This window comes from Synechococcus sp. MIT S9504 (assembly GCF_047497135.1).
GTDB lineage: Bacteria > Cyanobacteriota > Cyanobacteriia > PCC-6307 > Cyanobiaceae > Synechococcus_C.
In genome coordinates, this window is the sequence record NZ_CP138942.1 from 1,163,426 (window position 1) to 1,185,831 (window position 22,406).

Genomic DNA, 22,406 nt, shown 5'->3' on the forward strand with positions numbered 1-22,406 from the left:
AGGTATCGAAGGCTGATTTATGGGTTGTTAGGCCGCTAAGGCAATAAAAAGCACCTAAGATAGCAGGGACTAAGCATATCTGATTAACGACTAATTTGCAAACGACGACATTAAAGTTGGCAGTTGGCTCCTCTAAATGTACAGTTTTCTGATTGTATAGTTGATTGAAGCGCCCCGCCCAAAACAACTTCTAGCTCCTCCTCGCTGAGCTGACTGATTTTATCAGCAGTGAATTCATGACCATGTTCTTCGGCGATAGACACGACTTCATCAGGTGTCTTTGCTGCTTTTAGTTTTTGCTGAAGGCTGGAATCACCTTTGACCTTGGCAAGAAATGCTTTGAGTTGTTCTAGGGACATGGGTATCAGGTCTGTTGAGTAGTCATAGCAACGGTCTACTGCAGCAACTTTGGTTAATCTTTGGTTAATATTTACTGCTCTCAATCGTGCCAGGCATTGAAGGCTGATTTGTAAGATTAGTCAGGCTAATGAAGAAAGGGTTGCAGGGGCTTAGATGAGCAGTCCGGGGTTAGCAGGGGGGTGCTGAGAATGATAGGAGCAGCAGTACGGACAGCAAAGTTCGTCACACTGCAATATATGTTCATTTTCGGCACACTCCAGCGCCGGTCAGCAATACCTTCCTTTACATTCTGTTACGCACTTTGTGCAAGTCCCATCTTTCCCTCCAGCAGCAGCTCTTTCCAGCTCCTCTTCTGAAATCTCACTTCGAACGTCATCAGCAGAAATCATAAACCCAGCTTCCTTTGCAATTGCAAGAACAGCGTCAACATCAGCTGCTGCTTTTAGTTTCTCCTGAAGTCTGCTGTCACCTTTGACTTTCTTGAGGAAAGCCTTGAGTTGCTCTTCTGACATGGGTATGAGGTCACTTAAGTAGTCATAGCAATGTTCTGCTGCAGATTTTTGGCTTATAATTTCTGTTTTTATTTGTGCCAGCTGTTACCAGACGATTTAGACTTTTATTTGAACTAATAAAGAACAAAAATCCCGTGCCATTGTAGCCAGGGTTTGATTTTTAAGCCTAGGTGAATTCACTGCATCAACAGTATGCATTAACCCACTCTTAGGCACTCCAGGAATCGATGACCATTCCTCTTCAGACAGGTCGACTATTTTTATATGTTGGCTTTTAGCGTTTCCTGCCAGGCTTCTATGTGTCTCGCATCAGCGGCAGCTTTTGCTGTATCTTCTGGATAAAAGGGCTTTAACTACTCGCGCTTTGCATGAGTTGTTTGCTTTTAACCTGAATTCAGGCGGAGCCTGATTTCGCCTCTGCCTGATTGTTCACTCAAGCCCAGGAGCATTGGGATCGAGAGAAATGAACTCAAATTGGTATTGATAATTAATTTAAATTCTTCACCTGGTCTCCAGGTCTAAGTTTTTCCCTTGATTGATGCGATTTAAGTTGTACTTCTTGGAGTTTTGAGATGTCGATCCAGCAGCTCAGGAAGACGCTCAAAAAGATCCGGTTTGACAACGTAGTCAACCGCACCATTGTCCATTGATTCCTGCCGCTTGACATCGTCATTGAATGCTGTGACGACAAGGATCGGAACATTCTCTGTGCGCTCGTTTAGATGTCGCAGACAGGTCAGTCCATCCATAACCGGCATCATCAGATCGATGAAGATGAGGTCAATCTCTTCTGCCTCCAAGCAATCGAGTAATTCCTGACCGCTGCTGCAAGCGACAGGGTGTACACCTTCATCCAGCAACTCTTCCGCAATCAGACTGCGAAGACGCGGATCATCATCGACAAAAGCGACCCGTGGTTTTTCATCCATGGTCAACTCTGGTCAGATGTCCCAATCATCACTTGGGTCCCAGCGGTGATGGTGAAGTGGGTCGCCTGAGATTCGAACTCAGGACCAATCGGTTAAAAGCCGAGTGCTCTACCGCTGAGCTAGCGACCCTCACTTGAGCCGGAACAACCGATCCGGAACAGGCTGTGCCCTCAAGCACCCAAGAAAAATATCACCCTGACCCACCGTCGTCCACGAGCTCTCCTGAATCGAGGTCCGCTTGAATTGGCTTGAAGATGTGGTCTGATCTGGTCAGGCGTTGATCTCAACCGCTTGAATCGGCATTCCGAGTTCAGGACTGTGAACTGATGAATGGTTCGCCCAATCGAGACTCGTTGAACATTGGTTCTCCAAGGATTGATCCTCAGGCCTGGGTTGCTGATAGTGCTGTTGTGATGGGAGACGTCGAGATCGCTGCAGGTGCAAGCCTTTGGCCGACTGCCGTGGCGAGGGGTGACATGTCAGCCATCGTGATCGGACCAGGCAGCAATGTTCAGGATGGTGCCGTTCTTCACGGTGATCCTGGATCGCCAGTGTTGATCGGATCCGATGTCACGATCGGCCATCGCGCAGTGGTTCATGGAGCCACCCTCGAAGACGGTTGTCTGGTTGGGATCGGAGCGATCGTTCTCAACGGTGTCACCGTTGGGGCAGGCGCGCTGGTTGCCGCCGGTGCAGTTGTGACACGTAATGTTCCACCCCGCAGCCTGGTGGCCGGTGTGCCCGCTCAGGTGAAACGCGAACAGAGCGATTCAGCAGTGCTTGAACAGAAACAGCACGCGGTTCACTACGCCCATCTGGCTGCCAAGTGGGCTGAAATGCTGCAAAACCAAACGGACTGACGCTTTCGATCCTTCGTTGCGCATGCATTCATTAGGATTTGCCGACCATCCCTAGAAACCATGGACCTTCGCGTCGTCATCGTGGCAGCTCCAATCCTGATTGCCCTGGGCTGGGCTGGTTACAACATCAGCCGTGCTGCCGTCGGTCAACTGCAAATGATGCTCAAGCGCGGAGAAGTCTGACCCTTTTGATCACTTCTGTACCGATCGATAGGGTTGAGATCGGTTGATTGATCTTTCTTGAGCGTCGGACCCGTCGTTGTCATTGGAGCCGGTTTGGCCGGTACCGAAGCTGCTTGGCAGGTTGCGCAAGCGGGGGTGCCGGTCCATCTGGTCGAAATGCGCCCGCTTAGAAGATCCCCTGCTCATCACAGCAGTGAATTTGCTGAGCTTGTCTGTAGCAACAGCTTTGGGGCTCTCAGCAGTGACCGCGCAGCTGGTTTGCTGCAGGAGGAACTGCGTCGACTGGGTTCATTGGTAATCCGAACCGCAGATGCTCATGCAGTGCCGGCAGGTGGTGCATTGGCTGTTGATCGCGGACGCTACAGCGCCGCCTTAACAGAGATCCTTCAGCAGCATCCTCTGATCACGATCGAACGTCGTGAACAGATGGATCTGCCTGACGCAGATCAAATCACGGTCCTGGCGACAGGCCCGCTGACCAGCGATGCACTGGCCCATGAACTTCGCGCCTTCACAGGCCGTGATGACTGTCACTTCTTTGATGCTGCAAGTCCGATCGTCGATGGTGAAACCATTGATATGAAAAAGGCTTTCCGAGCCAGCCGTTACGACAAGGGCGACGCTGATTACATCAACTGCCCGATGGACCAGCCTCGTTATCAAGACTTTCGGGCAGCGCTGCTGAGCGCCGAACAGGCTGAACTGAAGGACTTCGAAAAAAACAGCGCCACTTTTTTTGAAGGGTGCTTACCGATCGAGGAACTTGCACGCCGTGGTGAAGACACCATGCGCTATGGACCGCTGAAGCCGATTGGTCTCTGGGATCCACGCTGGGGTGATGTCAACGATCGGGATGTGCGACGTGCCAGACGTGCCCATGCCGTTGTCCAACTGCGTCAGGAGGACAGAGACGGCCGCCTCTGGAATCTGGTTGGTTTCCAGACAAATCTCAAATGGGGCGAACAGAAACGGGTCCTGCGCATGATTCCAGGTCTTGAACAAGCTGAATTCGTGCGCTTCGGCGTGATGCATCGCAACACCTTTCTCGAGGCCCCTGAGCTGTTGCACCCCACCCTTCAGTTCAGAACGCGTGAACGTCTTCTCGCCGCTGGGCAGATCACGGGTACTGAGGGGTATGCCGCTGCAGTTGCGGGTGGCTGGCTTGCGGGCACCAATGCAGCTCGCCTGGCTCTAAGACAAGCCACGTTCGATCTGCCTCCCACGAGCATGATTGGAGCGCTCACCCATTTCATCAGTGAGGCCCCATCGGGCAAATTTCAGCCGATGCCTCCCAACTTTGGTTTGTTGCCTGCTCTGCCTGAAAGGATCAAAGACAAACGCCGTCGCTATGGCGCTTACCGGGACAGAGCACTGAATGATTTGCTGCTAGCTAGACAGAAGCAGGAGTCTGTTGATGTCGCCTGTCCTGCCTGAAGACCGGCTGATTGAGCGCCGATCGCTGAAGATCGGTGTTTATGCCAGCGCCCTGATGGCGGTGGCAGGTGTCTGCGTTCACTTGATTTCAGGCTCATACGCTTTATTGCTGGATGGCCTCTATTCAGCGGTGATGGTGGGTTCTGGCCTTGTGGCCGCAAGGATCAGTCGCAACGTCGTGCGACCGCCAGATCGCGCCTATCCCTTCGGCTACGACGGACAGGAAGCGTTGTACGTGCTCTTCCGTTCTCTGCTGCTGATGGGGGTGCTTTCTTTTGCTGCGATTTCAGCTCTCAGCACCGTGATTGATTACGCCTACGGAGTTCCCGTGAGCTCTGTTCGCCTCGGGCCTGTCGCGTGGTATTCGATTGCCATGGTGGCCACCTGCTGGGGGCTTGCCTGGCGCCATCATCATGACTGGTGCAGGACAGGGCGTCACTCCCAGATCCTGCTCACCGAAGCCAAGGCAGCACGGCTTGATGGACTGATTAGTGGTCTGACTGGTCTGGCATTGCTCGGGGCACCGTTGCTCAATGGCACGTTGCTGTCCGGTCTGATTCCGGTCACCGACTCGTTACTGGTGCTGGTGGTGAGTCTTTTGGTGTTGCGCGAGCCCTTACAGGGCTTTCTGATCGCTCTGGGACAGGCAGCGGGTGCCTCGGCCGAGACCGATCTGATCCGCAGCACCCGGCTCGCCCTTGAGGATCTGCTGGCAGGTCTGTCTTGCTGGCTTCTTGATCTCACGGTTTATCAGGTCGGTCGGACGGCCTTTGTGGTCGTTTATTTGAATCCAAGTCAACCGATGGACGGAGGCGCCATCGACCTGATCCGTGATCGCATCCAGCAGCGATGTCAGTCCCTGCTCAACTGTCCTGTTCGTACCGAAGTGATTCTGACCGCAACTCCACCCTTCGCTGCAGCCGGTGTTTCCTAGGGTCTAAGGCTGCAGCAATTTCTGAGGTGTGGCCGTGAGCTCAAACCCAGACTGGGATGTGATCGTGATCGGCTCAGGTATTGGAGGGCTGGTGACTGCATCTCAGCTGGCTGCCAAAGGGGCCAGAACCCTGGTGCTTGAGCAGTACCTGATTCCAGGAGGTTCAGGTGGCAGCTTTCAACGCAGGGGTTACACCTTCGACGTTGGTGCTTCGATGATCTTCGGATTCGGCGAGCACGGGCACACCAATTTGCTCACGAGGGCTCTTGCCGATGTGGGGCAGAGCTGCGAGACGGTGCCAGATCCGGTGCAACTGGAATACCACCTCCCTGATGGTCTGACCATGGCGGTTGATCGAGACTATGAGGGATTCATCGCCAGGATGAGCGCCAGATTTCCCGATGAAGCGAAGGGGATCAGAGCCTTTTATGACACCTGTTGGCAAGTCTTTCGCTGTCTTGATGCCATGCCGCTTCTCTCGCTTGAGGATCCGGCCTATCTGGCCAAAGTCTTTTTCAGGGCACCCCTTGCTTGCCTGGGACTGGCTCGCTGGCTGCCTTTCAATGTGGGGGATGTGGCTCGCAAACACATCCGCGATCAGGACTTGCTTCGGCTGATCGATATGGAGTGTTTCTGCTGGTCGGTGATGCCAGCCGATCGCACCCCCATGATCAATGCCGGCATGGTCTTTTCCGACCGCCATGCCGGCGGCATCAATTACCCCAAGGGTGGCGTCGGGACGATCGCCGAGAAGCTGGTGGCAGGTCTTGAAGCTCATGGTGGCACCATCCGCTATCGGACCCGCGTCAAGAAGGTGCTGATCGAACAAGGTCGTGCCGTCGGCGTGATCCTTGCCGATGGTCAAGAACTCAGAGCCAGTCGCATCGTGAGCAATGCCACTCGCTGGGATACCTTCGCTGGAGAAGGTTCACCGGAGAGCACGCTGGTCACAAAGGATCACACGCCTGCAGCCGAATCCACCTGGCGTCGTCGTTATCAACCTTCCAGTTCGTTTCTTTCAGTCCACCTCGGGGTAAGGGCAGATGTTGTGCCCGAGGGGTTCCACTGCCATCACTTGTTGCTGGAGGACTGGAATGAACTTGAAGCCGAGCAGGGAGTGATCTTTGTTTCCATTCCAACCCTGCTGGATCCATCCCTGGCTCCTGAGGGTCGGCATATCGTTCACTGCTTCACCATGAGTGATATCCAGCACTGGAACGATCTGAAGCCCAAGGAATACAGAGCCAAAAAGCAGCTTGATGCGACCCGACTGATCCAGCGGCTCGAGTCAATTCTTCCGGGTTTATCGCAGGCCATCGAACTTCAGGAGGTCGGAAGTCCTCGTACCCATCGTCGCTTCCTCGGGCGGATGGGCGGTTCCTATGGACCAATTCCGGCAGGTCGACTGCCGGGGCTGCTGCCGATGCCGTTCAATCGAACGGGTTTGAACGGTCTCTATTGCGTTGGAGACTCCTGCTTCCCGGGCCAGGGATTGAATGCGGTTGCCTTCAGTGGCTATGCCTGCAGCCATCGCATCGGAGCGGATCTCGGTCTGAATCCCTGGGCCCTTCCCGCCTGAATCTGACCACATGAGACCTGATCAGCTGTTTAGGGTCAATCTGAGAATTTCATCGCCATGGCATCAGCTCCTCAACCCAGTTCTGCTGAACTTGCGCGCTACCTGGAACAACGCGGTGAGCTGGGGAAGCCCTGGATGCTGCAGATGCTGCGACTCTCAAAACTGAAGGAAGCGCGTAACCAGATGACCCCTGAGACCTACCTCAAATCAATTCAGGAGGCCCATGCTGACCTCATGCGTCTGGGTGAATTCTGGAAGGGTCGAGAACAAGAAGTCTTCAACGGTGATTACCGCCCCAACGATGTCATCGAGCCATTGCCGGGTTCACCGGAGGATCGCTGAGTGATGCCTGCCGCGCTTCAGGAGCGGTTTCGACTTTCGCCGTTGATCAGGTGGACTTTGATCAGCGTTTATCTGGCTCTCGTTCTGCCGTTGCCGTTGATGGCACCTCCAGGGTTGAAGCTCAGCCTCTGGGTTGCTGCACCGATCGGACTGGCACTGGTGCTGGCCATGCTCAGTGAGCAGGTGAACGTGGATGAAAACGGGATCAGCGTGGGCCATCCCACTTGGTGCAACTGGTTGATCCGTCGTGGTTGGCAGCTGCAGTGGGATGAGATCAAGCGGCTGGTTCCCGTCGGCACAAGCCAGGGAGGAAAGGTTTATTACCTCACCACAACCGACCAGGGTCAACGGCTGCTTCCGCAACGCCTCGAAAAGTTTGATCGTTTTCTCTCAATCATTGAGCAGAGAACGGGTCTTAAGACAGCTTCGATTCGACGGTTAACTCCACCCTGGACCTACCAGCTGCTGTTTGGTCTGGCGCTTGGCATGCTGATCGTGGAATCCGCGGTAGCCATGGGCGTCGGATACGGGTGGATTGTTATTCCGGAAGGTTATCCAGGCTGAATCGGTAGCCCTGCTGACGAACGGTGGTAATGCCACCACCCTCACCAAGACCGGCCTGTTCAAGTTTGCGTCGGAGCGTCAAGACTTGTGTGTCCACAGAGCGTGGGCCGCCGCTGAAAGGAGGCCAGGCCATTCTCAGAAGCTCCTGTCGGCTGCGCACCATTCCAGGTGGCATCAGCAGTGCACACAACAACGCGAATTCGCGAGGGCTGAGTTCCACCGGTTGCTCGCGCAAGGTCACCTGCCGAAGAAGCAGATGCACCTCAAGGGGGCCAACGGCAACACGTTCCTGAAGTCCGCTACGGCCTCGCTTGAGCAAAGTGCGACAGCGAGCCGCCATCTCTTCAAGACCAAAGGGTTTCCGCAGCACGTCATCCGCGCCGTCATCAAGCAATCCCACAACAGGTTCAGCCCCGCTGCGGGCTGTCAGCACAATCACCGGACAGCGCAATTGCTGGCCAAGTCTCAGGGCAGAACTCTGTTCCAGCAGTTCAGCACTTACCAGCAGGTCCGGAGACTGCTCCTGGCAGAGCTCAAGGGCTTCCTGCGATGACGACACCGCAGCAGTGAGATGGCCGTCCTGGCGCAGACGCTGAACAAGGACGGTTCTCAGTGTCGGATGAGGTTCAACAACAAGAACACGTGCGGGTTCTCGAGAAGGAATCGCGGGAACAGTCAGTTGCTGCACAGGAGCCTGACCGGTTCCATGGGCGAGGAGATCGCGGGAGGAGGAGGTCACAAGGCGTCCGAAAGCCGTCTTACGCTAATGCCATTCCTAAGGCACGCTGGTAACAGAGGCTGCCGTCCTCACCAAAGATGACATCTCTTCAGCACCCGGAGGCCATTCGCCACTTCCAGGCGCTCTGTGATGCCTGCCAGGAACTGACGACTCGCTATCACGGCCCATCCGAGCTTCGCCTCTATGCAGACGGCTACTTGCACGCTCTGCGCAGAACTGGTGATCTCGACCCAAGGGAATTGTCCAAGCTCGAGACACTGATTGAACGCTGGATTCTGGATCCATCCAGTTTCATCGGTCCTGACGGGGATGTGAGCGCTCTCTACAGACATCCGAATCAGTATTGAGCCTCTGCGGTCATGGGCATCAATCGCCATTCACTTGAGGCGGTCAGAACGGTCAGCGTCAGCGGAGGGCAGATCGAGCTCCGCTGCTACCGACCTCACTGCGACGAAGCTGCTGATCGGGTTCCACTGCTGCTCACACACGGCGGTCCGGGTGGTTCAAGTGTTGGGCTCTATGACGCTCTGCACCCCCTCGCAGACCAACGACCGACGATTTTCTACGACCAGCTGGGGTCCTTTGCATCACCAGCTGATCTGTCGCCTGAGCAGATGACCCTGAAGCGCTTCGCGACGGAGCCGCTGCGCATCCTTGATCAGCTCAGAATGCCCCGTGCCCATGTACTCGGACATTCATGGGGTGGTGCCGTCATGACGCAGTTCTGCCTTGATCATCCAGATCGAGTCAAAGCCCTTTTGCTCTCATCTCCTCTGTTGTCCACACAAAGGTGGATTGCCGATTGCAATCGATTGACTAAAAACATTCAACTGGAGCTTGGGGGATCAGTACATCTGGAAGAGGAATTTGAACGTCGACACTTCTGTCGTTCTGCGCGGGCATCAGATCAAGATGCTTTGCGTTGTGAACGTCAACGAGGGAACCACAAGCTGTACACGCAGATGTGGGGGCCGAGTGAATTCCAGCATCACGGAATGCTCAGCGACCTTGACCTATTTCCAGGCTTTCAGGATCTTTCGAATCCAACGCTACTCATCTGCGGTGAATTCGACACAGCAACGCCACAAACCATGCAGGATGCACGATCAGCAATTGGTGAATGTGCACAATTGGAAGTGCTCAAGGATGCAGGACATAAAACCTACATTGATCGCAACCAGGCATTAGTTGAGCTGATCAACGATTTTCTGATTCAACTGGACTGATCAGCTGGCCAGAGCGATCTCCAACTTCTCCTTAAGAGTGCCCTCGTTGTACATCTCGATAAGAATGTCGGAACCACCCATAAATTCGCCTTTGACATAGACCTGAGGGATTGTGGGCCAATCGGAAAACTCTTTGATCCCCTGACGAACTTCGGGATCCGAGAGCACATCAAAACTCTCAAAGCTCACACCAAGTGCATTGAGTATCTGCACAACATTGTTGGAGAAGCCGCACTGTGGCATCAACTTGGTGCCCTTCATGAACACGAAGATCGGGCTCGACTGGATCAGGCTCTCGATGCGGGATTGGGTCTGTGAGTCCATGGGAATCGGGCGATGAGAGAAAGAGGTGAATCAGTTGGGTGTGGAGGTGTTGAGAGCAAGGGCGTGAATCGCCTCAGAAGCCAGCTCCTCCCGCAAGGCTCGGTAAACAAGCTGATGTTGCCGGATGCGGTTGAGACCGTCGAAGGCAGTCGACACAACACTCACCTGAAGATGATCACCACCACCGGTGAGATCCTCAACGCTCACCTGCGCATCTGGGATAGCGCGACGAATTGCGGAAGAGACGGCGTCAGGCTGAACCACGGAACAGAGCTTGAACTCAATTGATGCTGGCAGATGGATGTCGCGTGTGACTCAGATCACTCACCAGCGCTCGCGCCCCGGTAGGGGGTATCGACGAAGCCGAGTTCGAGCAAACTCTGATAAGCCTTCTGACCTTCCGGCTTGGCTGGTGTCATCAATCGAACAACTTCAACCAGCACAGGCACAGCAATTTCGGGCTGTCCCTGCCGGCGGAAGAGCGCTGCAAGACGGAGGTTTGACTGAGCGAGCAGGGCCAGTGCTGCACGTCCCTTGGTATCCATTTCCCTGGGGATCCGGGCATCGAGACCACGGAATGATCCAGAGAGATCGCGGTAGAAGGCCAGAAGTTGCTTGGACGCTGTCCTGGCGTTGTCGTAATCCTTCTTGGCCTGAGCCAGGTTGCCGGATGCCACTGCTGCATCTCCACGCTGAATCAAGGCTTCAACGGACGAGACGTTGAATCCCGATCCACTTGAAGCAAGCACTTTGGTGGTGGATCCTGATGGATCTGATTCCGACTGGGCCAATGCAGGGGTGATGCACAAACCTGCAGTAAGGGCAAACGCTGTGCAAAGAAGGCGGGTGCCCATGAAACCAAACTTGAATGCGCGGACTTTAAGTGCAATTCAGCGGTCGTCCGATGGCCTCTCGGGCCGCTTGTTCAGCCGTATGCATCCGCTCGGCCAGCAGATGATTGAAGCGAAGGGCCTCCTCCTTGCCCTTGCCATCAACAAACAAAGGTTGGCCAAAACAGATTGCTGAGCGGCTGCGTGGACCTGGAACAGCAGGGTTGTAGGCAAGACCAACAGGGACAACCTGCACATCGATCCCACGCCGATGAGCCAGTTGTGCCAGTCGGACTGGTCCCTGTTCCAACGTGATTGGTGCGTCTGTTCTCCTGATGTGTCCCTCAGGAAAGACAACCAGCTGCTGACCGCTCTCAAGCAGGTCGAGAGCGAATCTCAGGGTTGTCAGCGAAGGTTTGTCTTGGTCGACCGCGAAACAGCCCAGGCGATGCAGAAACCAACCCTGCAATCCGGACATTTCTGTTCTTGTGACCATGAAACGGCAGTCACGCCCAGTGATCCGTCGTCCGGCTGCCATGGGGATCATCAGGGCATCCCAACGGGCTCTGTGCGTTGGAGCGAGAAGAACCGGACCATCCTTCGGAAGGTTCTCAGAACCAAGAACGATTCTGGCGCGTAGGTAATGAAGAGCCATGTCCTGGGTCAAAAACATGGCAAGCGGCGCCCAGAAGGGATCGATCCCCGTGTCGAGGGCAGATGAACGCTTCGTCAGGCTGCTGGACACCGCCTCGAACTAAAAATCCACTCATGAGAAATTACCGGGGAAGACCCAGCAGCAAGGCCTCTGCTGGGCAGTTGATCCTTCGGCCGCATCGGATCACGTGCTGAATAGGATTCACGCCTTTGCAACAACTGATCGTGGCCAGCCTCGGGGTGAATATCGACCACATCGCCAATGTCCGGCAGGCCAGGCGCACCGTGGAGCCCGATCCTGTTCCCATGGCTCTGCTGGCAGAACTGGGAGGAGCTGACGGCATCACCGTTCATTTGCGTGAAGATCGTCGTCATATCCAGGATCGTGATGTGGATCTGCTCAGGCAGACAGTCCGCAGCAGGTTGAATCTGGAAATGGCGGCCACGGACGAGATGGTTGAGATTGCTGTACGGGTCAAGCCTGACATGGTCACGCTCGTGCCAGAACGACGTGAAGAGGTCACCACCGAGGGTGGGCTGGATGTGGAAGGTCAGCTCCCGCAACTGAAAAAAATGGTGCAGAGACTGCATGACAAAGGCATCCCCGTCAGCCTTTTCGTGGATCCGGATCAGTCGCAGCTGACGGCCAGTCGCGATGCGGGAGCACGCTGGGTTGAACTGCATACCGGCACCTACGCAGAGGCCGTATGGACTGAACAACCCAGTGAGCTGGCACGTTTGACTGAAGCCACGGCTTTCTCCCGTTCCCTCGGTCTGCGCGTCAATGCAGGCCATGGCCTCACTTACCAGAACGTGGAACCAGTTGCGGCTATCGAGGGAATGGAGGAGCTGAACATCGGCCACACGATCGTGGCCCGTGCACTGGCTGTGGGTTTGAAAACCGCAGTGAGTGAGATGCGCTCCCTGGTTCAGAATCCACGCCGTGAGCCCTTGTTCGCCAGCAAAAGTTGATGACCACCTATTACTTCGTTGCAGCAAGCGAGCGATTCCTCACAGAGGAGGAGCCCCTGGAGGAAGTTCTCAAGGAAAGGCGGCGCAACTACAAAGAAAACGGCAAGGAAATCGACTTCTGGCTGGTTCGCCAACCTGCCTTTCTCAATGCAGAGGAGATGAAGACGGTCCGTGATCAGCTGCCGCAGCCCGCTGCGGCTGTCGTTTCCACAGACTCGAACTTCATTACTTTTATGAAATTAAGGCTTGAGTTTGTTCTTGATGGATGTTTTGAAGCACCCAGCGCTGAGATTCCAGATGCCATCGCAACGGCTGATTGAAAACTTTTCAATCCTCATTGATGGAAAGAACCGCAACTCTCCAGCCTGCTGTTTGAGTATTCATCAGAGACAAGAGATTATGAATTAAGCAGTTTCTCTTCAAGCATCATGTTAAAACCTAAAAGTTGTTCGTCACTGAGCTGCTGCCTTGAGCTGGCCTGGAGGTTCTGGTTCAGAAAATCCTTGGCCTGTTGCTGACTCCACTGCAGACGTTTGAGAATTTCATCGCCCTGTGTGACTAAATCCGATCGACGTAAAGGAATCTCCGCGTGCATGGGATCACTTCCTGGAGAAAGCACACGAAGACGTTTCAGATACGACACAAGATCACTGAAGCGTGTGAGCCGATGGCGACTTGCATGGCCGAAGGCTCGCTCGAGATAGATCTTTTCACTGTCGCGATCCCATCCCACCCTTTGAAGTTCGAGGTCAATGGCGGTGAGCTCCTCACTCCAGTCCTCTGGATCAATGGGTGCTTCGCTGGGTGCTTGAGGATCTGGCCCCCTCTCAACCATTGAGGAGGCATCAACAGGAGGAGTTAACTGGGGCGGCATGGACTGCAGGACCTGCATGGGTTCCTCGGAAGCCGTTATCTCTGGCGGGGCGACGCGCTTGATCGGCACGGGCTGCTTCGAGCCAGCAGTCTTAGTCTTGCTCTCGATGCTTGTCTCAGCGGACGTGATCGCTGCCTCCTCGGCTGCGGGTGGCTTTGAGGAACTGAACCTTGAATGAAGTCGCTCGAGAGCCTGATCCTCTGCCTCTGTGACGCTGCGACCCTCACCGAGAGAGCTCCCGAGCGGTGTGGTTCCCTCATAGGCCTCAACGAGAACAACGCATCGGTCGGCACTGATATGGCAGAGCTGGGCGTGGGTTCGCATTCCACTAATCAATGTCTTCCATTTCTAGGCTGTAGATATGGATACAGCTGCCCTCTCATCACTCACGGCCTGGTTGGATGGCGTTGACCAGCTGGGTGAACTGCTGCCGCTGTTGCCGGTCCTTATTACACTCGAGTTCATCTTATCCGCTGACAATGCGATTGCATTAGCAGCAATCGCACGAGAACAACGTGATCCCAGACTGGAACGTCGAGCGTTAAATCTCGGCATTGTGATGGCGTTCGGTTTGCGCGTCGGACTGATTTTGATGGCGCAATATGTACTTGCTTTTCCTCCGATTCAGCTCATTGCAGGCGTTTATCTGCTCTGGCTCTGCTTCAGTCATTGGAATTCTTCAACGGATCAGATCAGCGAAAAATCACAGGAAACATCAACTAACCCAATTCGTTTCAGTCGAACGGTGTTGACCCTGGCGATTACCGATCTCGCCTTTTCGATTGACAGTGTTGCTGCAGCGGTTGCGATCAGTGATCAGTTGCTACTTGTATTGACGGGTGCCTTGATCGGAGTGGTCGCTTTGCGTTTCACCTCAGGACTCTTCATTCGATGGCTGCAGATTTATCCACGACTGGAAACGGCCGGCTTCCTAGCCGTGGGATTTGTTGGTCTCAAATTGATGGTGATAACGGCTATGCCGACGCTGCATCCATCAGAGCTGCTGACTCTTGCGGCTGTGATCGGCTTGATGATCTGGGGATTTTCACTGCGTGAATCTCCTGCAGCAGAGGAGTCCTAAGCTGATGCTCGTGGAACTCAGACAAACCGGCAGCGAGCAACTGCTTGATCGTGTGGAGCTGGATGAGCCACCTTCCCCAGGACGTTGGTTCCTTCACGAAGACAACAGTTTTCTGGTGATGCAGCGCCGTCATCGTTACCGACTCCATTCCGGTCATTACCAGTTGAGTTCAGTCGTGTTGATGGTGAAACCTCAGAAGCGACCTACCGATGCACGCTGGTTTCAGCATGGATGGGTCATTGGAGATCCAGCCTGTCGTTTCAATGCCCGAAGTCCGCTGATGCGCTGTGCCGTGATTCCGGAAGGCCCATGCGAGCGTTGCAGTCACTGGTCCGCATGACATCAATGAAACGAGAGCGTTGTTGGGTCTGGTTTCGTGGTGGTCTGAATCAGAGGTCCCATTGGCAAGGCGGCTTTTATGCCACCACAGATGAACAGGAAGGTGTTTTGATCCAACATGGCAACTACCGCGATACCAGGGTTCCCGCTTGGCGAGTGACGCAGCAGGAACCCTCCGATCCACATGCTGCTCCAGAGATTCCTGAAAATGCCGTCTGGAAGATCTCCTAATGCGCTCTGCTCAGGCCCTTGCAACTGTCAAAGAGCGGGTTTTGGCCGCCTCCTAGGGTGAAAGATTCGGCTCCATCACGATCGTCGAGTCCTCTGTCACGGTCAATTCACAGGTCGGTTTCGAAGACCTGGGACTCGGAGAACCCCTTCTCAAGGCGCTGAGGGAAAAGGGGTACATCCACCCGTCGCCGATTCAGGAACAGGCCGTTCCAGCGGTGATCCGTGGTCGCGACGTGATGGCGGCGGCACAGACCGGTACTGGCAAAACTGCTGGATTCACCTTGCCGATGCTCGAACGACTTCGACATGGCGGACGCTCTCGTCGTGGTCAGGTGAGGTCGCTGGTCTTGACACCGACCCGTGAACTGGCTGCTCAGGTCCACGAGAACGTGCGTGCTTACGGGCATCACCTTCCCCTGCGCAGTGATGTGGTGTTTGGCGGAGTCAAGATCAATCCGCAGATCGAGCGACTGCAGGGCGGTGTGGATCTGCTGGTGGCGACACCGGGCCGACTGCTTGATCTCCATCAGCAGGGTGTTGTGCATTTTGATCAGTTGGAATGTCTCGTGCTGGATGAAGCGGATCGAATGCTTGATATGGGCTTCATCCATGACATCCGCAGATTGATTCGGCTGATGCCCGAGCAACGACAGACCCTGCTCTTTTCCGCCACGTTCAGCCCACCGATCCGAAAGTTGGCAACCGGATTGCTGCATCAACCCCTGCAGATTCAGGTCACACCGGAAAATCAGACCGCACGTTCCGTTGAGCAGGTCGTTCACCCCTGTGACATGAAACGGAAATCGGACCTTCTGAGTCATCTGATCAGAAGCGGGAATTGGCGTCAGGTTTTGGTGTTTTCGCGGACCAAGCATGGAGCCAACCGGGTCGCGGAGAAACTCAGCAAGGAAGGACTAGAAGCGGCCGCGATCCATGGCAACAAGAGCCAGGGTGCTCGTACCCGAGCCCTTCAGGGCTTCAAGCAGGGCAGTGTGCGGGTGCTTGTGGCGACCGACATTGCTGCACGAGGAATTGATATCCAGCAGTTGCCGCACGTGGTCAACCTGGATCTTCCCAACGTGGCGGAGGATTATGTCCATCGCATTGGTCGCACCGGGCGCGCCGGTGAAACCGGTCATGCCATTTCGCTTGTTGCCGCTGAGGAATCCCTCCTCCTGAAGGCAATTGAGCGACTCACAGGCGAGGCGTTGCGCAAGGAACAGGTGAAGGGATTCGAGCCAACGATTTTGACGGCACCACCCCTGGACCTTGGCGGTGGTAAACGGCGCAGTCATCAACGCAGCAACCAGCGCACTCGTCGCAGCACTACTCCCGTATCACGCCAGCGCAGACGCTGAACAGTGCCATGGGAGCTCTCGATCATCAGCCGAGCGTGTCGCCCGCAATGGCCTGCAATTGCTGAACGAGAGCCCGACCATTGCTTCGACTCTTCCCTTCCAGTTGTGCTTCACGAATCAGCAGCGGACAACCCGAACTGCTGACCACCAAACCCTGCTCATTGCTGTCCAGAACAGTTCCAGCCTGATGTTGACCGGTGGGCCAGCGGCCAAGCAACTGTTGTGCGCCGGGGCTGAGCTCGTCTCGAAGCCTTTCAATCAGCGGTTCAGAGGCCAGCAGTTTCAGTCTCTTTCCCTTCCAGAAGGTCATTGCACCTGGATACAGGCCCATCACTTTGCGATGGATTGCCAATGCTGAAGCGGACCAGTCGACCTGGTAGTCACTCTTGACGAGCATCCGCGCGTAGCTGACGTCAGGTGCCTGGCAGCGCAGGCCCAACCTGCGATGTCGCTCCTGTTCCGTCCCGGGTCCTGCGGCCTCAATCCGTGGGATCGCCTCCACCATCAGCTGCGCTGTGAGTTGGCTCAGTCGTGCTCCGAGTTGATGCGCGTTCTCAAGCAATCCGATATCGAGCTTTCGTTCCATGAGGACTGGACCGGTGTCCAGTCCTTCCTCCATCGCCATCACACCTACTCCAGTCTGAACATCACCCTCAAGGATGGACCATTGAATTGGGCCAGCTCCCCTCCACCTGGGCAGCAGGGAGCCATGGCCGTTCCAGCAGCCGAGAGGTGGCTGAGTCAAGACTTCGGTGGGCAGTATCTGTCCGAACGCCACCACGACAGAAAGATCAGCTCCGAGATCAGTAAGCTCTTGTTGACAGGCATGATCACAGCGAATTTTTTCCGGGGTGTAAACCTTCAGACCGAGTTCCAGAGCCCGTGCTTTCACAGCTGATGCCATCAGTTGTTTACCGCGCCCTCGACGACGATCAGGCTGAGTGACAACTCCGACAATCTGATGCCCTGCCTTGTCCAGTGCATCCAGTGTGGGCACTGCATAAAGGGGAGTTCCCCAGAACAGGATTTTCACGACCAATGAATCAGCCCTGACTGGTCAGGCTTCACCGGTGATCGCCAAACCATCAACCCATACGTAGGGACTGACACCTTCATGGGTAATAACGGATTCAGGTTCAAGATGCACGATCGAACGTAAGAGTTCGCGGATGTCTCCAGCCACAGTTGCTGCTTCAACGGAAATGCGCTCGCCACCTTTGACAAGCCAACCGTCGAATGGCAGGGAGAACGCTCCTTGACTGGCTTTCACACCGGCATGCAGGGCACTGAGACTTTCAATCAATACGAAGCTGTCAGGAGTGGTGGTGTGGTCAAGATGGTCGGCTCCTGTGCTCATCGACGGAGTGCGACTGACTTCAAACCAGTCGGGACCAACAGACACCTTGGCACCCATCCCTGCGTGACCTGTTGGCTCCACTCCGAAATGCCGTGCAGTGGCTTCCGAATGTAGGAAGTTCTCCAGGCATCCCTCGCGAATCAAGGGAAGGGCTCGAGTTGGCGTTCCTTCTCCATCGAAGGGCATCGCTCCGACATGGGCAGGATGCAGACCGTTATCGGTGAGATTGAAGAAAGGAACAGCTAGTTGATCACCTATCGAGTCTGCTTTGCTGAGACTCAAACCATCAAGAACGGCACGGGCGCTGAGCATGCTGCTGAATGAACCAATCAGATCAAGAAAGGCCTCAGGCGTGAAACACACGAGGTAACGACCGGTGTCGATCGGCTGATAGTTGAGATGGCTGATGGTGCGTTCTGCCGCTTCATTGATGCACCCCTCAACATCAAGATCGCGGCTGCCTAGAGCTATTCGGACTGCTCCACCGCTGCGTGGTTTGCGACCGCTTTCCTCAGCGCGAGCCATCAGGAAAATGCTCGCCTGAGTGCGCTGAGCCTGTCGCAAGGCACCTTCGCTGTTCAGGTAAATGCGTTCACTACTGCCCTCATTCATGGCGTTGTAGGGGAGCGTGCCGATCGCCGGATGACGACCCAGCAGTTGTTTTTCAGCATCCAGAAGTTGATTCAGAAGACTCTGAATACCCTGAGCATCCTGAAGCGGGCGGTGCAGATCCGGCTCAGGTGCAGTGGCGAGAGGGGAAAACCCAGGAACATCATCTGGATTCCCAAAACCACTTGCCTGGTGAGCACCCATCAGCGCTTTTTCCAACCCTGAATCGGAAAGATCAGAGGTACTTGTGATGCCAACCAACCCCTGTTGATTCCACACTCGAATGGTGATCGAACTGCGTTGTGAAGCTTTCAGCTGCTTGGCCTCACCACGGTCAACCTGGACAGAGGCGCTGCTGCTGCGACTGGCGCCCAGGTCCCATCTCGAAATTCCTTCACGGCTGGCCAGCGATTGGAGTTGATCCTGAAGTGACCTGACATTGAGTGGTGCATTGGCCATGATCAACGACCTCCCACGGTGATTGAATCCACTTTCACGTGGGGCTGACCCACGGTCACAAACACGCTGCCACTGACCGATCCGCAGTACCCGGCAGCCAGCTCAAGGTCATCAGCACACATCGAGATCCTGGGCATGACTTCCTTGGCATCGCCGATCAGCGTGGCGCCTTTGACTGGTTGGCCAAGTTCACCGTTTTTGATCAGGTATCCCTCTTCCACAGAGAAATTGAACTGACCGGTCGCACCAACGCTGCCCGCCCCCATGGACTTGCAATAAAGGCCATGGTCAACGGAACTGATCAGATCATCAATACTGTGAGGGCCTGCGGCGATGTAGGTGTTGCGCATGCGGCTTGCAGCAGCAAAACCATGACTCTGTCGACGACCGCTGCCAGTACGGGCATGCCCTGTACGCATTTCACCGGCTCGATCACTGAGGAAACGTTGCAGGATTCCGTTCTCAATCAGGACGGTTTTCTGCGGCTCCATGCCTTCGTCATCCATGGAGATGGATCCAAAAGCACCACCACTCATGCCTTCATCGATTGCGGTGACGGCTGAATGGGCAATGCTTTCACCGATGCTGTCAGCAAAAGGTGTAGAGCCACGTTCCACCTGAGTGGTTTCAAGCAGGTGACCGCAAGCTTCATGGAAGATCACACCACCGAAGCGGTTTGCCAACACCACGGGCATCTGGCCACCGTCGACGTAATCAGCCCGAAGCATTTTGACAGCACTGTCACAAACCTCCTGAGCCGAGGCATCAACGTTCCAATTGCACAAATCATCAGGACGATCGGTGCTTCCATAACGACGGGCGATGCTGGAGCGATGTTCACCATCGGCAGCCAGCACACTCAGGCCACTGGACTGATGCAGCCTGATGTCACGGGCAAACGTTCCATCACTGGCTGCCACAAGAACCTCCTGCCAGTCGCGAGCGAAGCTGCCCCGACGCACGTCGAGATGCTGCCCACGCTTCTCCAGACAATCGGTGCCCTCCAGCAGTCGCTGAGTGATCGTGACCAGGTCAGGAGTGTTGCCCAGCCAATTGTTTTTTGAGGACCCGTAGTCACGAAGTGAACCGAGCCCATCAAATCCGCCAGAGCTCGCAAGCGTGGAAGTATTGAGCTGGAGCATGGCCAGAGCCTGCTGAAGAGCGTCTTCCAGCCCTTGATCACTGAGATCATTCGTACTCACGAAACCGTCTCTACCGGACCGAAACACGCGGATTCCAGCTCCCATGCCGAATGACGGACTCACGCTTGTGATCTTGTCCTGTTCAGCTAAGACACCGAGATGATCCGTACGTTCAAGAAACACTTCAACCAGATCTGCTCCGGCACTGACACCGATATTCAGCAAAGAATCGAGGCGCTGACGCCAAGGATGGTGGCCTGGGTCCAGATCATTGAACCCAGCCAGAGACTTTTGAAGAGTTGACTGCATCAGCGAACACTGGGCTGATAGTTTTCGCTGCGAATAGGTGACATTAAGAAGAGAGATACCATCTGTGCACCGTTAGCGATCCAGTGTGGAAGCTTACGCACAAACTTAAGAGGTTTTGGAGCCGAACTCTGATCGACAGATTCTAAAGACTCGTTGTTGACGATAATTTTTTCCAGGCGTGCGTAGAAACGGGGATTCTTCACATCAAGAACTACCGGGAACACCCGAGCGGATGTTTCGTTGGTTTTGTCAATGACCATTCGGTCATATTCACGAGCATCTAGACCAAGAGCCTCATAAAACTCCTTACGAGCTACATCTCTGACGTACATTGTGGCGAAGACGGCCAACAGAAAAAAGCGACACCACAGTCGAGCGCGAAGACCACGGACGGTTTCCGGTTGCGATTTCATCAGCGCATCAAAGAAATCGCCATGGCGATTTTCATCTTGACACCAATTTTCAAAAAAGTTGAAAATAGGGAATATTTTGCTTTCAGGATTTTTTTCAAGATGCCTGAAAATAGCGATGTAGCGCCAATAACCAATTTTTTCAGAGAGATAAGTCGCGTAGAAAATAAATTTTGGTTTGAAGAAGGTGTATTTCTTATTGGCAGTAAGGAATCCAAGATCCAATTGGAGTCCAAAATCACTCATGGATTTGTTGAGGAAGCCAGCATGTCTGGCTTCATCCCTGGCCATATGCGCAAAGCATTCAGCAAGCAGGGGATTCTTTGCCTTGATACGACGGCTCAGCTCCTTGTAAAGAAGAAAACCTGAAAATTCAGAAGTACAACTCTGTTCAAGGAACTCGATGAACACGCGACGCGTCTCCGGGTCGAGTTTGTCTGCTGCACCGTCGAATTCCTCGTTGCGAACAAAGTGGTGGCGGTTGTAATCCTTGCGGAATTCCTCGCAGATCGCTTCGAGCTCAGCCTCATTGGGCCTAAGATCCATCTGCGCCATGGCTTCAAAGTCCGTTGTGTAGAAGCGCGGAGTCAGGATTGTGTCCTTGACCGGATCTTTTACAGCGACTCCGGAACCCCCGGATTTTGCGTCATTCACAGCGGTGGGAGGCACCATCAGATCCAACGTGTGTCTACTGCATCGTAAATGCAGTCCAGACTCAGCTGGGGCTAGGTGTAACCCATTGGTTCAGTTGCCCCCGAACCACTTCTGGCCATTGAGACGTTGAAGCAAACGGGATTCAAGCAGAGCCTGGTTGATGCGTTTCTCATCGATCAGGAATGATTCCAGCAGGCTTGGATCTGAACCGGATTCAGCAAGGGCAATCGTTTTGCCAGACGTGATCGAATCGGATTCGAAGCAGAGCCAGAACCGTCGCCCTGCGGGCAATTCAGCTTGAACCATCCAACAAAGACCACCCACAACCGGTCGTTCTCCCTCAACCAGCAGGAGACTGATCGGCGCTTGCTCGCGTTCTGTCAAGGATTTGGTCAGTGATGGCAGCAGATCCTCCTGGATGAAGTTGGCAAAAGGCTTGTCCTCTGGTTTGGGCTTTGGAGCAGGTTTTGCGGCTTTGACCGGTTTGTCCGCACTGTCTGGTTTGGAAGGTTTGGCTGTTTTGTCAGTTGCATCAGCCTTCGTGGCCTTGTCGGCAGCTGCATCAGGACTGGCCTTATCAGCTTTGACGGCGGCAGTCTTCTTCTGCACCGGGTCTGACTTCTCCGCTCGATCCGATTTGGAAGCTGATTCAGTCTTGGCGGGCTTATCGGCCGGTGCTCCAGCTGCTTCGACGTTCTCCGTCGTTTCTGATTTGGATGCTGCTTCGCTCTTGACGGGCTTGTCTGCTGCTGACGCAGGCTCGATTTTCTCCGCCGTTTCTGGTTTGGATGCTGCTTCGCTCTTGAGGGGCTTGTCCGTTGCTGCCGCAGGCTCGATTTTCTCCGCCGTTTCTGGTTTGGATGCTGCTTCGCTCTTGACGGGCTTATCTGCTGCTGCCGCAAGATCGATGTTCTCCGCCGTTTCTGGTTTGGATGCTGCTTCGCTCTTGAGGGGCTTGTCCGTTGCTGCCGCAGGCACGATTTTCTTCGCCGCTTCTGATTTTTCCCCTGCGTCGGTCTTGTCGGACTTGACCGCTTCTGTCACAGGCTCGACGTTCTCTGTTGTTTCTGCTTTCGCCGCTTTTTCACTCTTGGCGGGCTTGTCCGATGCTGCCGCAGGTTCGGTTCTGTCTGAGGAGACA

At 54.7% G+C, this 22,406-nt stretch carries 30 protein-coding genes and 1 tRNA gene; 15 read left to right on the top strand and 16 right to left on the bottom strand.

The window, feature by feature from the left end; translation table 11 throughout:
- Nucleotides 1–110 precede the first annotated feature (110 nt).
- From SIB58_RS06785 to SIB58_RS06800, 4 genes are all read right to left on the bottom strand, one after another.
- The gene (locus tag SIB58_RS06785; protein WP_066907343.1) at nt 111–359 is read right to left on the bottom strand and encodes a Nif11-like leader peptide family natural product precursor; all 249 of its coding nucleotides are present in this window, start codon (nt 357–359) and stop codon (nt 111–113) included.
- A 267-nt stretch (nt 360–626) separates the two neighbouring features.
- Entirely contained in the window at nt 627–872 is a 246-nt protein-coding gene (locus SIB58_RS06790) for a Nif11-like leader peptide family natural product precursor (RefSeq protein WP_066907346.1), read from the bottom strand.
- 545 nt (nt 873–1,417) lie between these two features.
- Nucleotides 1,418–1,801 carry a response regulator gene (locus tag SIB58_RS06795; RefSeq protein ID WP_066907349.1) on the bottom strand — a complete coding sequence of 128 codons (384 nt, stop codon included), beginning with the start codon at nt 1,799–1,801 and terminating at the stop codon, nt 1,418–1,420.
- Nucleotides 1,802–1,858: 57 nt separating this feature from the next.
- Nucleotides 1,859–1,930: transfer RNA gene (locus SIB58_RS06800), tRNA-Lys, on the bottom strand.
- Between the two features lie 197 nt (nt 1,931–2,127).
- Here SIB58_RS06800 and SIB58_RS06805 point away from each other — a divergent pair.
- From SIB58_RS06805 to SIB58_RS06835, 7 genes are read left to right on the top strand one after another with little or no spacing between them, the layout of a single operon-like run.
- Nucleotides 2,128–2,661 (top strand): gamma carbonic anhydrase family protein, encoded by a 534-nt coding sequence (locus tag SIB58_RS06805; RefSeq protein WP_067325508.1) that lies wholly within the window; start codon nt 2,128–2,130, stop codon nt 2,659–2,661.
- A 60-nt stretch (nt 2,662–2,721) separates the two neighbouring features.
- The gene (locus SIB58_RS06810; protein ID WP_066907355.1) at nt 2,722–2,844 is read left to right on the top strand and encodes a photosystem II protein Y; all 123 of its coding nucleotides are present in this window, start codon (nt 2,722–2,724) and stop codon (nt 2,842–2,844) included.
- A gap of 57 nt (nt 2,845–2,901) precedes the next feature.
- Nucleotides 2,902–4,278, top strand: a complete 1,377-nt coding sequence (trmFO, locus tag SIB58_RS06815; protein ID WP_067325505.1) for an FADH(2)-oxidizing methylenetetrahydrofolate--tRNA-(uracil(54)-C(5))-methyltransferase TrmFO — start codon at nt 2,902–2,904, stop codon at nt 4,276–4,278.
- Nucleotides 4,259–5,212, top strand: a complete 954-nt coding sequence (locus tag SIB58_RS06820) for a cation transporter (RefSeq protein WP_066907359.1) — start codon at nt 4,259–4,261, stop codon at nt 5,210–5,212. The genes trmFO and SIB58_RS06820 overlap by 20 nt, the downstream gene beginning before the upstream one ends.
- A 28-nt stretch (nt 5,213–5,240) precedes the next feature.
- Nucleotides 5,241–6,791 carry a carotenoid isomerase gene (gene crtH, locus SIB58_RS06825; protein WP_231857058.1) on the top strand — a complete coding sequence of 517 codons (1,551 nt, stop codon included), beginning with the start codon at nt 5,241–5,243 and terminating at the stop codon, nt 6,789–6,791.
- Nucleotides 6,792–6,848: 57 nt separating this feature from the next.
- Nucleotides 6,849–7,133 (top strand): hypothetical protein, encoded by a 285-nt coding sequence (locus SIB58_RS06830; RefSeq protein WP_066907361.1) that lies wholly within the window; start codon nt 6,849–6,851, stop codon nt 7,131–7,133.
- Between the two features lie 3 nt (nt 7,134–7,136).
- Nucleotides 7,137–7,697 carry a hypothetical protein gene (locus tag SIB58_RS06835; protein WP_066907722.1) on the top strand — a complete coding sequence of 187 codons (561 nt, stop codon included), beginning with the start codon at nt 7,137–7,139 and terminating at the stop codon, nt 7,695–7,697.
- On the opposite strand, the gene SIB58_RS06840 is transcribed toward SIB58_RS06835, so the two are convergent.
- Nucleotides 7,672–8,436 (bottom strand): response regulator transcription factor, encoded by a 765-nt coding sequence (locus tag SIB58_RS06840; RefSeq protein WP_369813423.1) that lies wholly within the window; start codon nt 8,434–8,436, stop codon nt 7,672–7,674. The genes SIB58_RS06835 and SIB58_RS06840 overlap by 26 nt on opposite strands.
- Before the next feature lie 77 nt (nt 8,437–8,513).
- On the opposite strand from SIB58_RS06840, the gene SIB58_RS06845 reads away from it, so the two are divergent.
- Together SIB58_RS06845 and SIB58_RS06850 are read left to right on the top strand one after the other, a co-directional pair.
- Nucleotides 8,514–8,783: a DUF6761 family protein gene (locus SIB58_RS06845; protein WP_066907364.1), complete on the top strand. Its 270-nt coding sequence runs from the start codon at nt 8,514–8,516 to the stop codon at nt 8,781–8,783.
- A 12-nt stretch (nt 8,784–8,795) separates the two neighbouring features.
- On the top strand, nt 8,796–9,662 hold the full coding sequence (locus SIB58_RS06850; RefSeq protein ID WP_066907367.1) for an alpha/beta fold hydrolase: 867 nt from the start codon (nt 8,796–8,798) through the stop codon (nt 9,660–9,662).
- Here SIB58_RS06850 and grxD read toward each other — a convergent pair whose 3' ends face one another.
- Genes grxD through SIB58_RS06870 form a run of 4 tightly spaced genes read right to left on the bottom strand, consistent with a single transcriptional unit; the run spans nt 9,663 to nt 11,561 of the window.
- Entirely contained in the window at nt 9,663–9,986 is a 324-nt protein-coding gene (gene grxD, locus SIB58_RS06855; protein ID WP_066907371.1) for a Grx4 family monothiol glutaredoxin, read from the bottom strand.
- A gap of 30 nt (nt 9,987–10,016) precedes the next feature.
- Entirely contained in the window at nt 10,017–10,250 is a 234-nt protein-coding gene (locus SIB58_RS06860; RefSeq protein WP_066907374.1) for a BolA family protein, read from the bottom strand.
- Nucleotides 10,251–10,306: 56 nt separating this feature from the next.
- Nucleotides 10,307–10,840 (bottom strand): hypothetical protein, encoded by a 534-nt coding sequence (locus SIB58_RS06865; RefSeq protein ID WP_066907376.1) that lies wholly within the window; start codon nt 10,838–10,840, stop codon nt 10,307–10,309.
- Nucleotides 10,841–10,865: 25 nt separating this feature from the next.
- Nucleotides 10,866–11,561, bottom strand: coding sequence for a lysophospholipid acyltransferase family protein (locus tag SIB58_RS06870; RefSeq protein WP_074159308.1), 696 nt, complete (start codon nt 11,559–11,561; stop codon nt 10,866–10,868).
- A gap of 134 nt (nt 11,562–11,695) precedes the next feature.
- Here SIB58_RS06870 and SIB58_RS06875 point away from each other — a divergent pair, with 134 nt between their 5' ends.
- Nucleotides 11,696–12,442, top strand: coding sequence for a pyridoxine 5'-phosphate synthase (locus SIB58_RS06875; RefSeq protein ID WP_066907727.1), 747 nt, complete (start codon nt 11,696–11,698; stop codon nt 12,440–12,442).
- Nucleotides 12,442–12,762, top strand: a complete 321-nt coding sequence (locus tag SIB58_RS06880; RefSeq protein WP_066907379.1) for an MgPME-cyclase complex family protein — start codon at nt 12,442–12,444, stop codon at nt 12,760–12,762. Before SIB58_RS06875 ends, SIB58_RS06880 begins: the two co-directional genes overlap by 1 nt.
- Nucleotides 12,763–12,839: 77 nt before the next feature.
- On the opposite strand, the gene SIB58_RS06885 is transcribed toward SIB58_RS06880, so the two are convergent.
- Nucleotides 12,840–13,640, bottom strand: a complete 801-nt coding sequence (locus SIB58_RS06885) for a hypothetical protein (RefSeq protein WP_066907382.1) — start codon at nt 13,638–13,640, stop codon at nt 12,840–12,842.
- Between the two features lie 37 nt (nt 13,641–13,677).
- Here SIB58_RS06885 and SIB58_RS06890 point away from each other — a divergent pair, with 37 nt between their 5' ends.
- From SIB58_RS06890 to SIB58_RS06900, 3 genes are read left to right on the top strand one after another with little or no spacing between them, the layout of a single operon-like run.
- Nucleotides 13,678–14,397, top strand: coding sequence for a TerC family protein (locus tag SIB58_RS06890; protein ID WP_066907385.1), 720 nt, complete (start codon nt 13,678–13,680; stop codon nt 14,395–14,397).
- A gap of 4 nt (nt 14,398–14,401) precedes the next feature.
- On the top strand, nt 14,402–14,737 hold the full coding sequence (locus SIB58_RS06895; RefSeq protein WP_066907388.1) for a DUF6464 family protein: 336 nt from the start codon (nt 14,402–14,404) through the stop codon (nt 14,735–14,737).
- On the top strand, nt 14,734–14,967 hold the full coding sequence (locus SIB58_RS06900; RefSeq protein ID WP_369813424.1) for a hypothetical protein: 234 nt from the start codon (nt 14,734–14,736) through the stop codon (nt 14,965–14,967). Before SIB58_RS06895 ends, SIB58_RS06900 begins: the two co-directional genes overlap by 4 nt.
- 107 nt (nt 14,968–15,074) lie before the next feature.
- On the opposite strand, the gene SIB58_RS06905 is transcribed toward SIB58_RS06900, so the two are convergent.
- Nucleotides 15,075–15,275 carry a hypothetical protein gene (locus tag SIB58_RS06905; protein WP_231857079.1) on the bottom strand — a complete coding sequence of 67 codons (201 nt, stop codon included), beginning with the start codon at nt 15,273–15,275 and terminating at the stop codon, nt 15,075–15,077.
- Here SIB58_RS06905 and SIB58_RS06910 point away from each other — a divergent pair.
- A complete protein-coding gene (locus tag SIB58_RS06910) occupies nt 15,183–16,325 on the top strand; it encodes a DEAD/DEAH box helicase (RefSeq protein ID WP_231857059.1) in 1,143 nt (380 codons plus the stop codon). The two genes, SIB58_RS06905 and SIB58_RS06910, sit on opposite strands and share 93 nt — an antisense overlap.
- Nucleotides 16,326–16,350: 25 nt before the next feature.
- Here the strand turns inward: SIB58_RS06910 and fmt are convergent, their stop codons facing one another.
- The 5 genes from fmt to SIB58_RS06935 all read right to left on the bottom strand — a co-directional run bounded on the left by fmt (nt 16,351) and on the right by SIB58_RS06935 (nt 21,874).
- Nucleotides 16,351–17,358: a methionyl-tRNA formyltransferase gene (fmt, locus tag SIB58_RS06915; protein WP_067325503.1), complete on the bottom strand. Its 1,008-nt coding sequence runs from the start codon at nt 17,356–17,358 to the stop codon at nt 16,351–16,353.
- Between the two features lie 24 nt (nt 17,359–17,382).
- Nucleotides 17,383–18,750 carry a TldD/PmbA family protein gene (locus tag SIB58_RS06920; protein ID WP_067325500.1) on the bottom strand — a complete coding sequence of 456 codons (1,368 nt, stop codon included), beginning with the start codon at nt 18,748–18,750 and terminating at the stop codon, nt 17,383–17,385.
- 2 nt (nt 18,751–18,752) lie between these two features.
- Nucleotides 18,753–20,201: a TldD/PmbA family protein gene (locus tag SIB58_RS06925; protein WP_067325497.1), complete on the bottom strand. Its 1,449-nt coding sequence runs from the start codon at nt 20,199–20,201 to the stop codon at nt 18,753–18,755.
- A complete protein-coding gene (gene acsF, locus SIB58_RS06930) occupies nt 20,201–21,283 on the bottom strand; it encodes a magnesium-protoporphyrin IX monomethyl ester (oxidative) cyclase (protein ID WP_067325586.1) in 1,083 nt (360 codons plus the stop codon). The genes SIB58_RS06925 and acsF overlap by 1 nt, the downstream gene beginning before the upstream one ends.
- 72 nt (nt 21,284–21,355) lie before the next feature.
- Nucleotides 21,356–21,874 (bottom strand): DUF2996 domain-containing protein, encoded by a 519-nt coding sequence (locus SIB58_RS06935; RefSeq protein WP_066907737.1) that lies wholly within the window; start codon nt 21,872–21,874, stop codon nt 21,356–21,358.
- Nucleotides 21,875–22,406 lie beyond the last annotated feature (532 nt).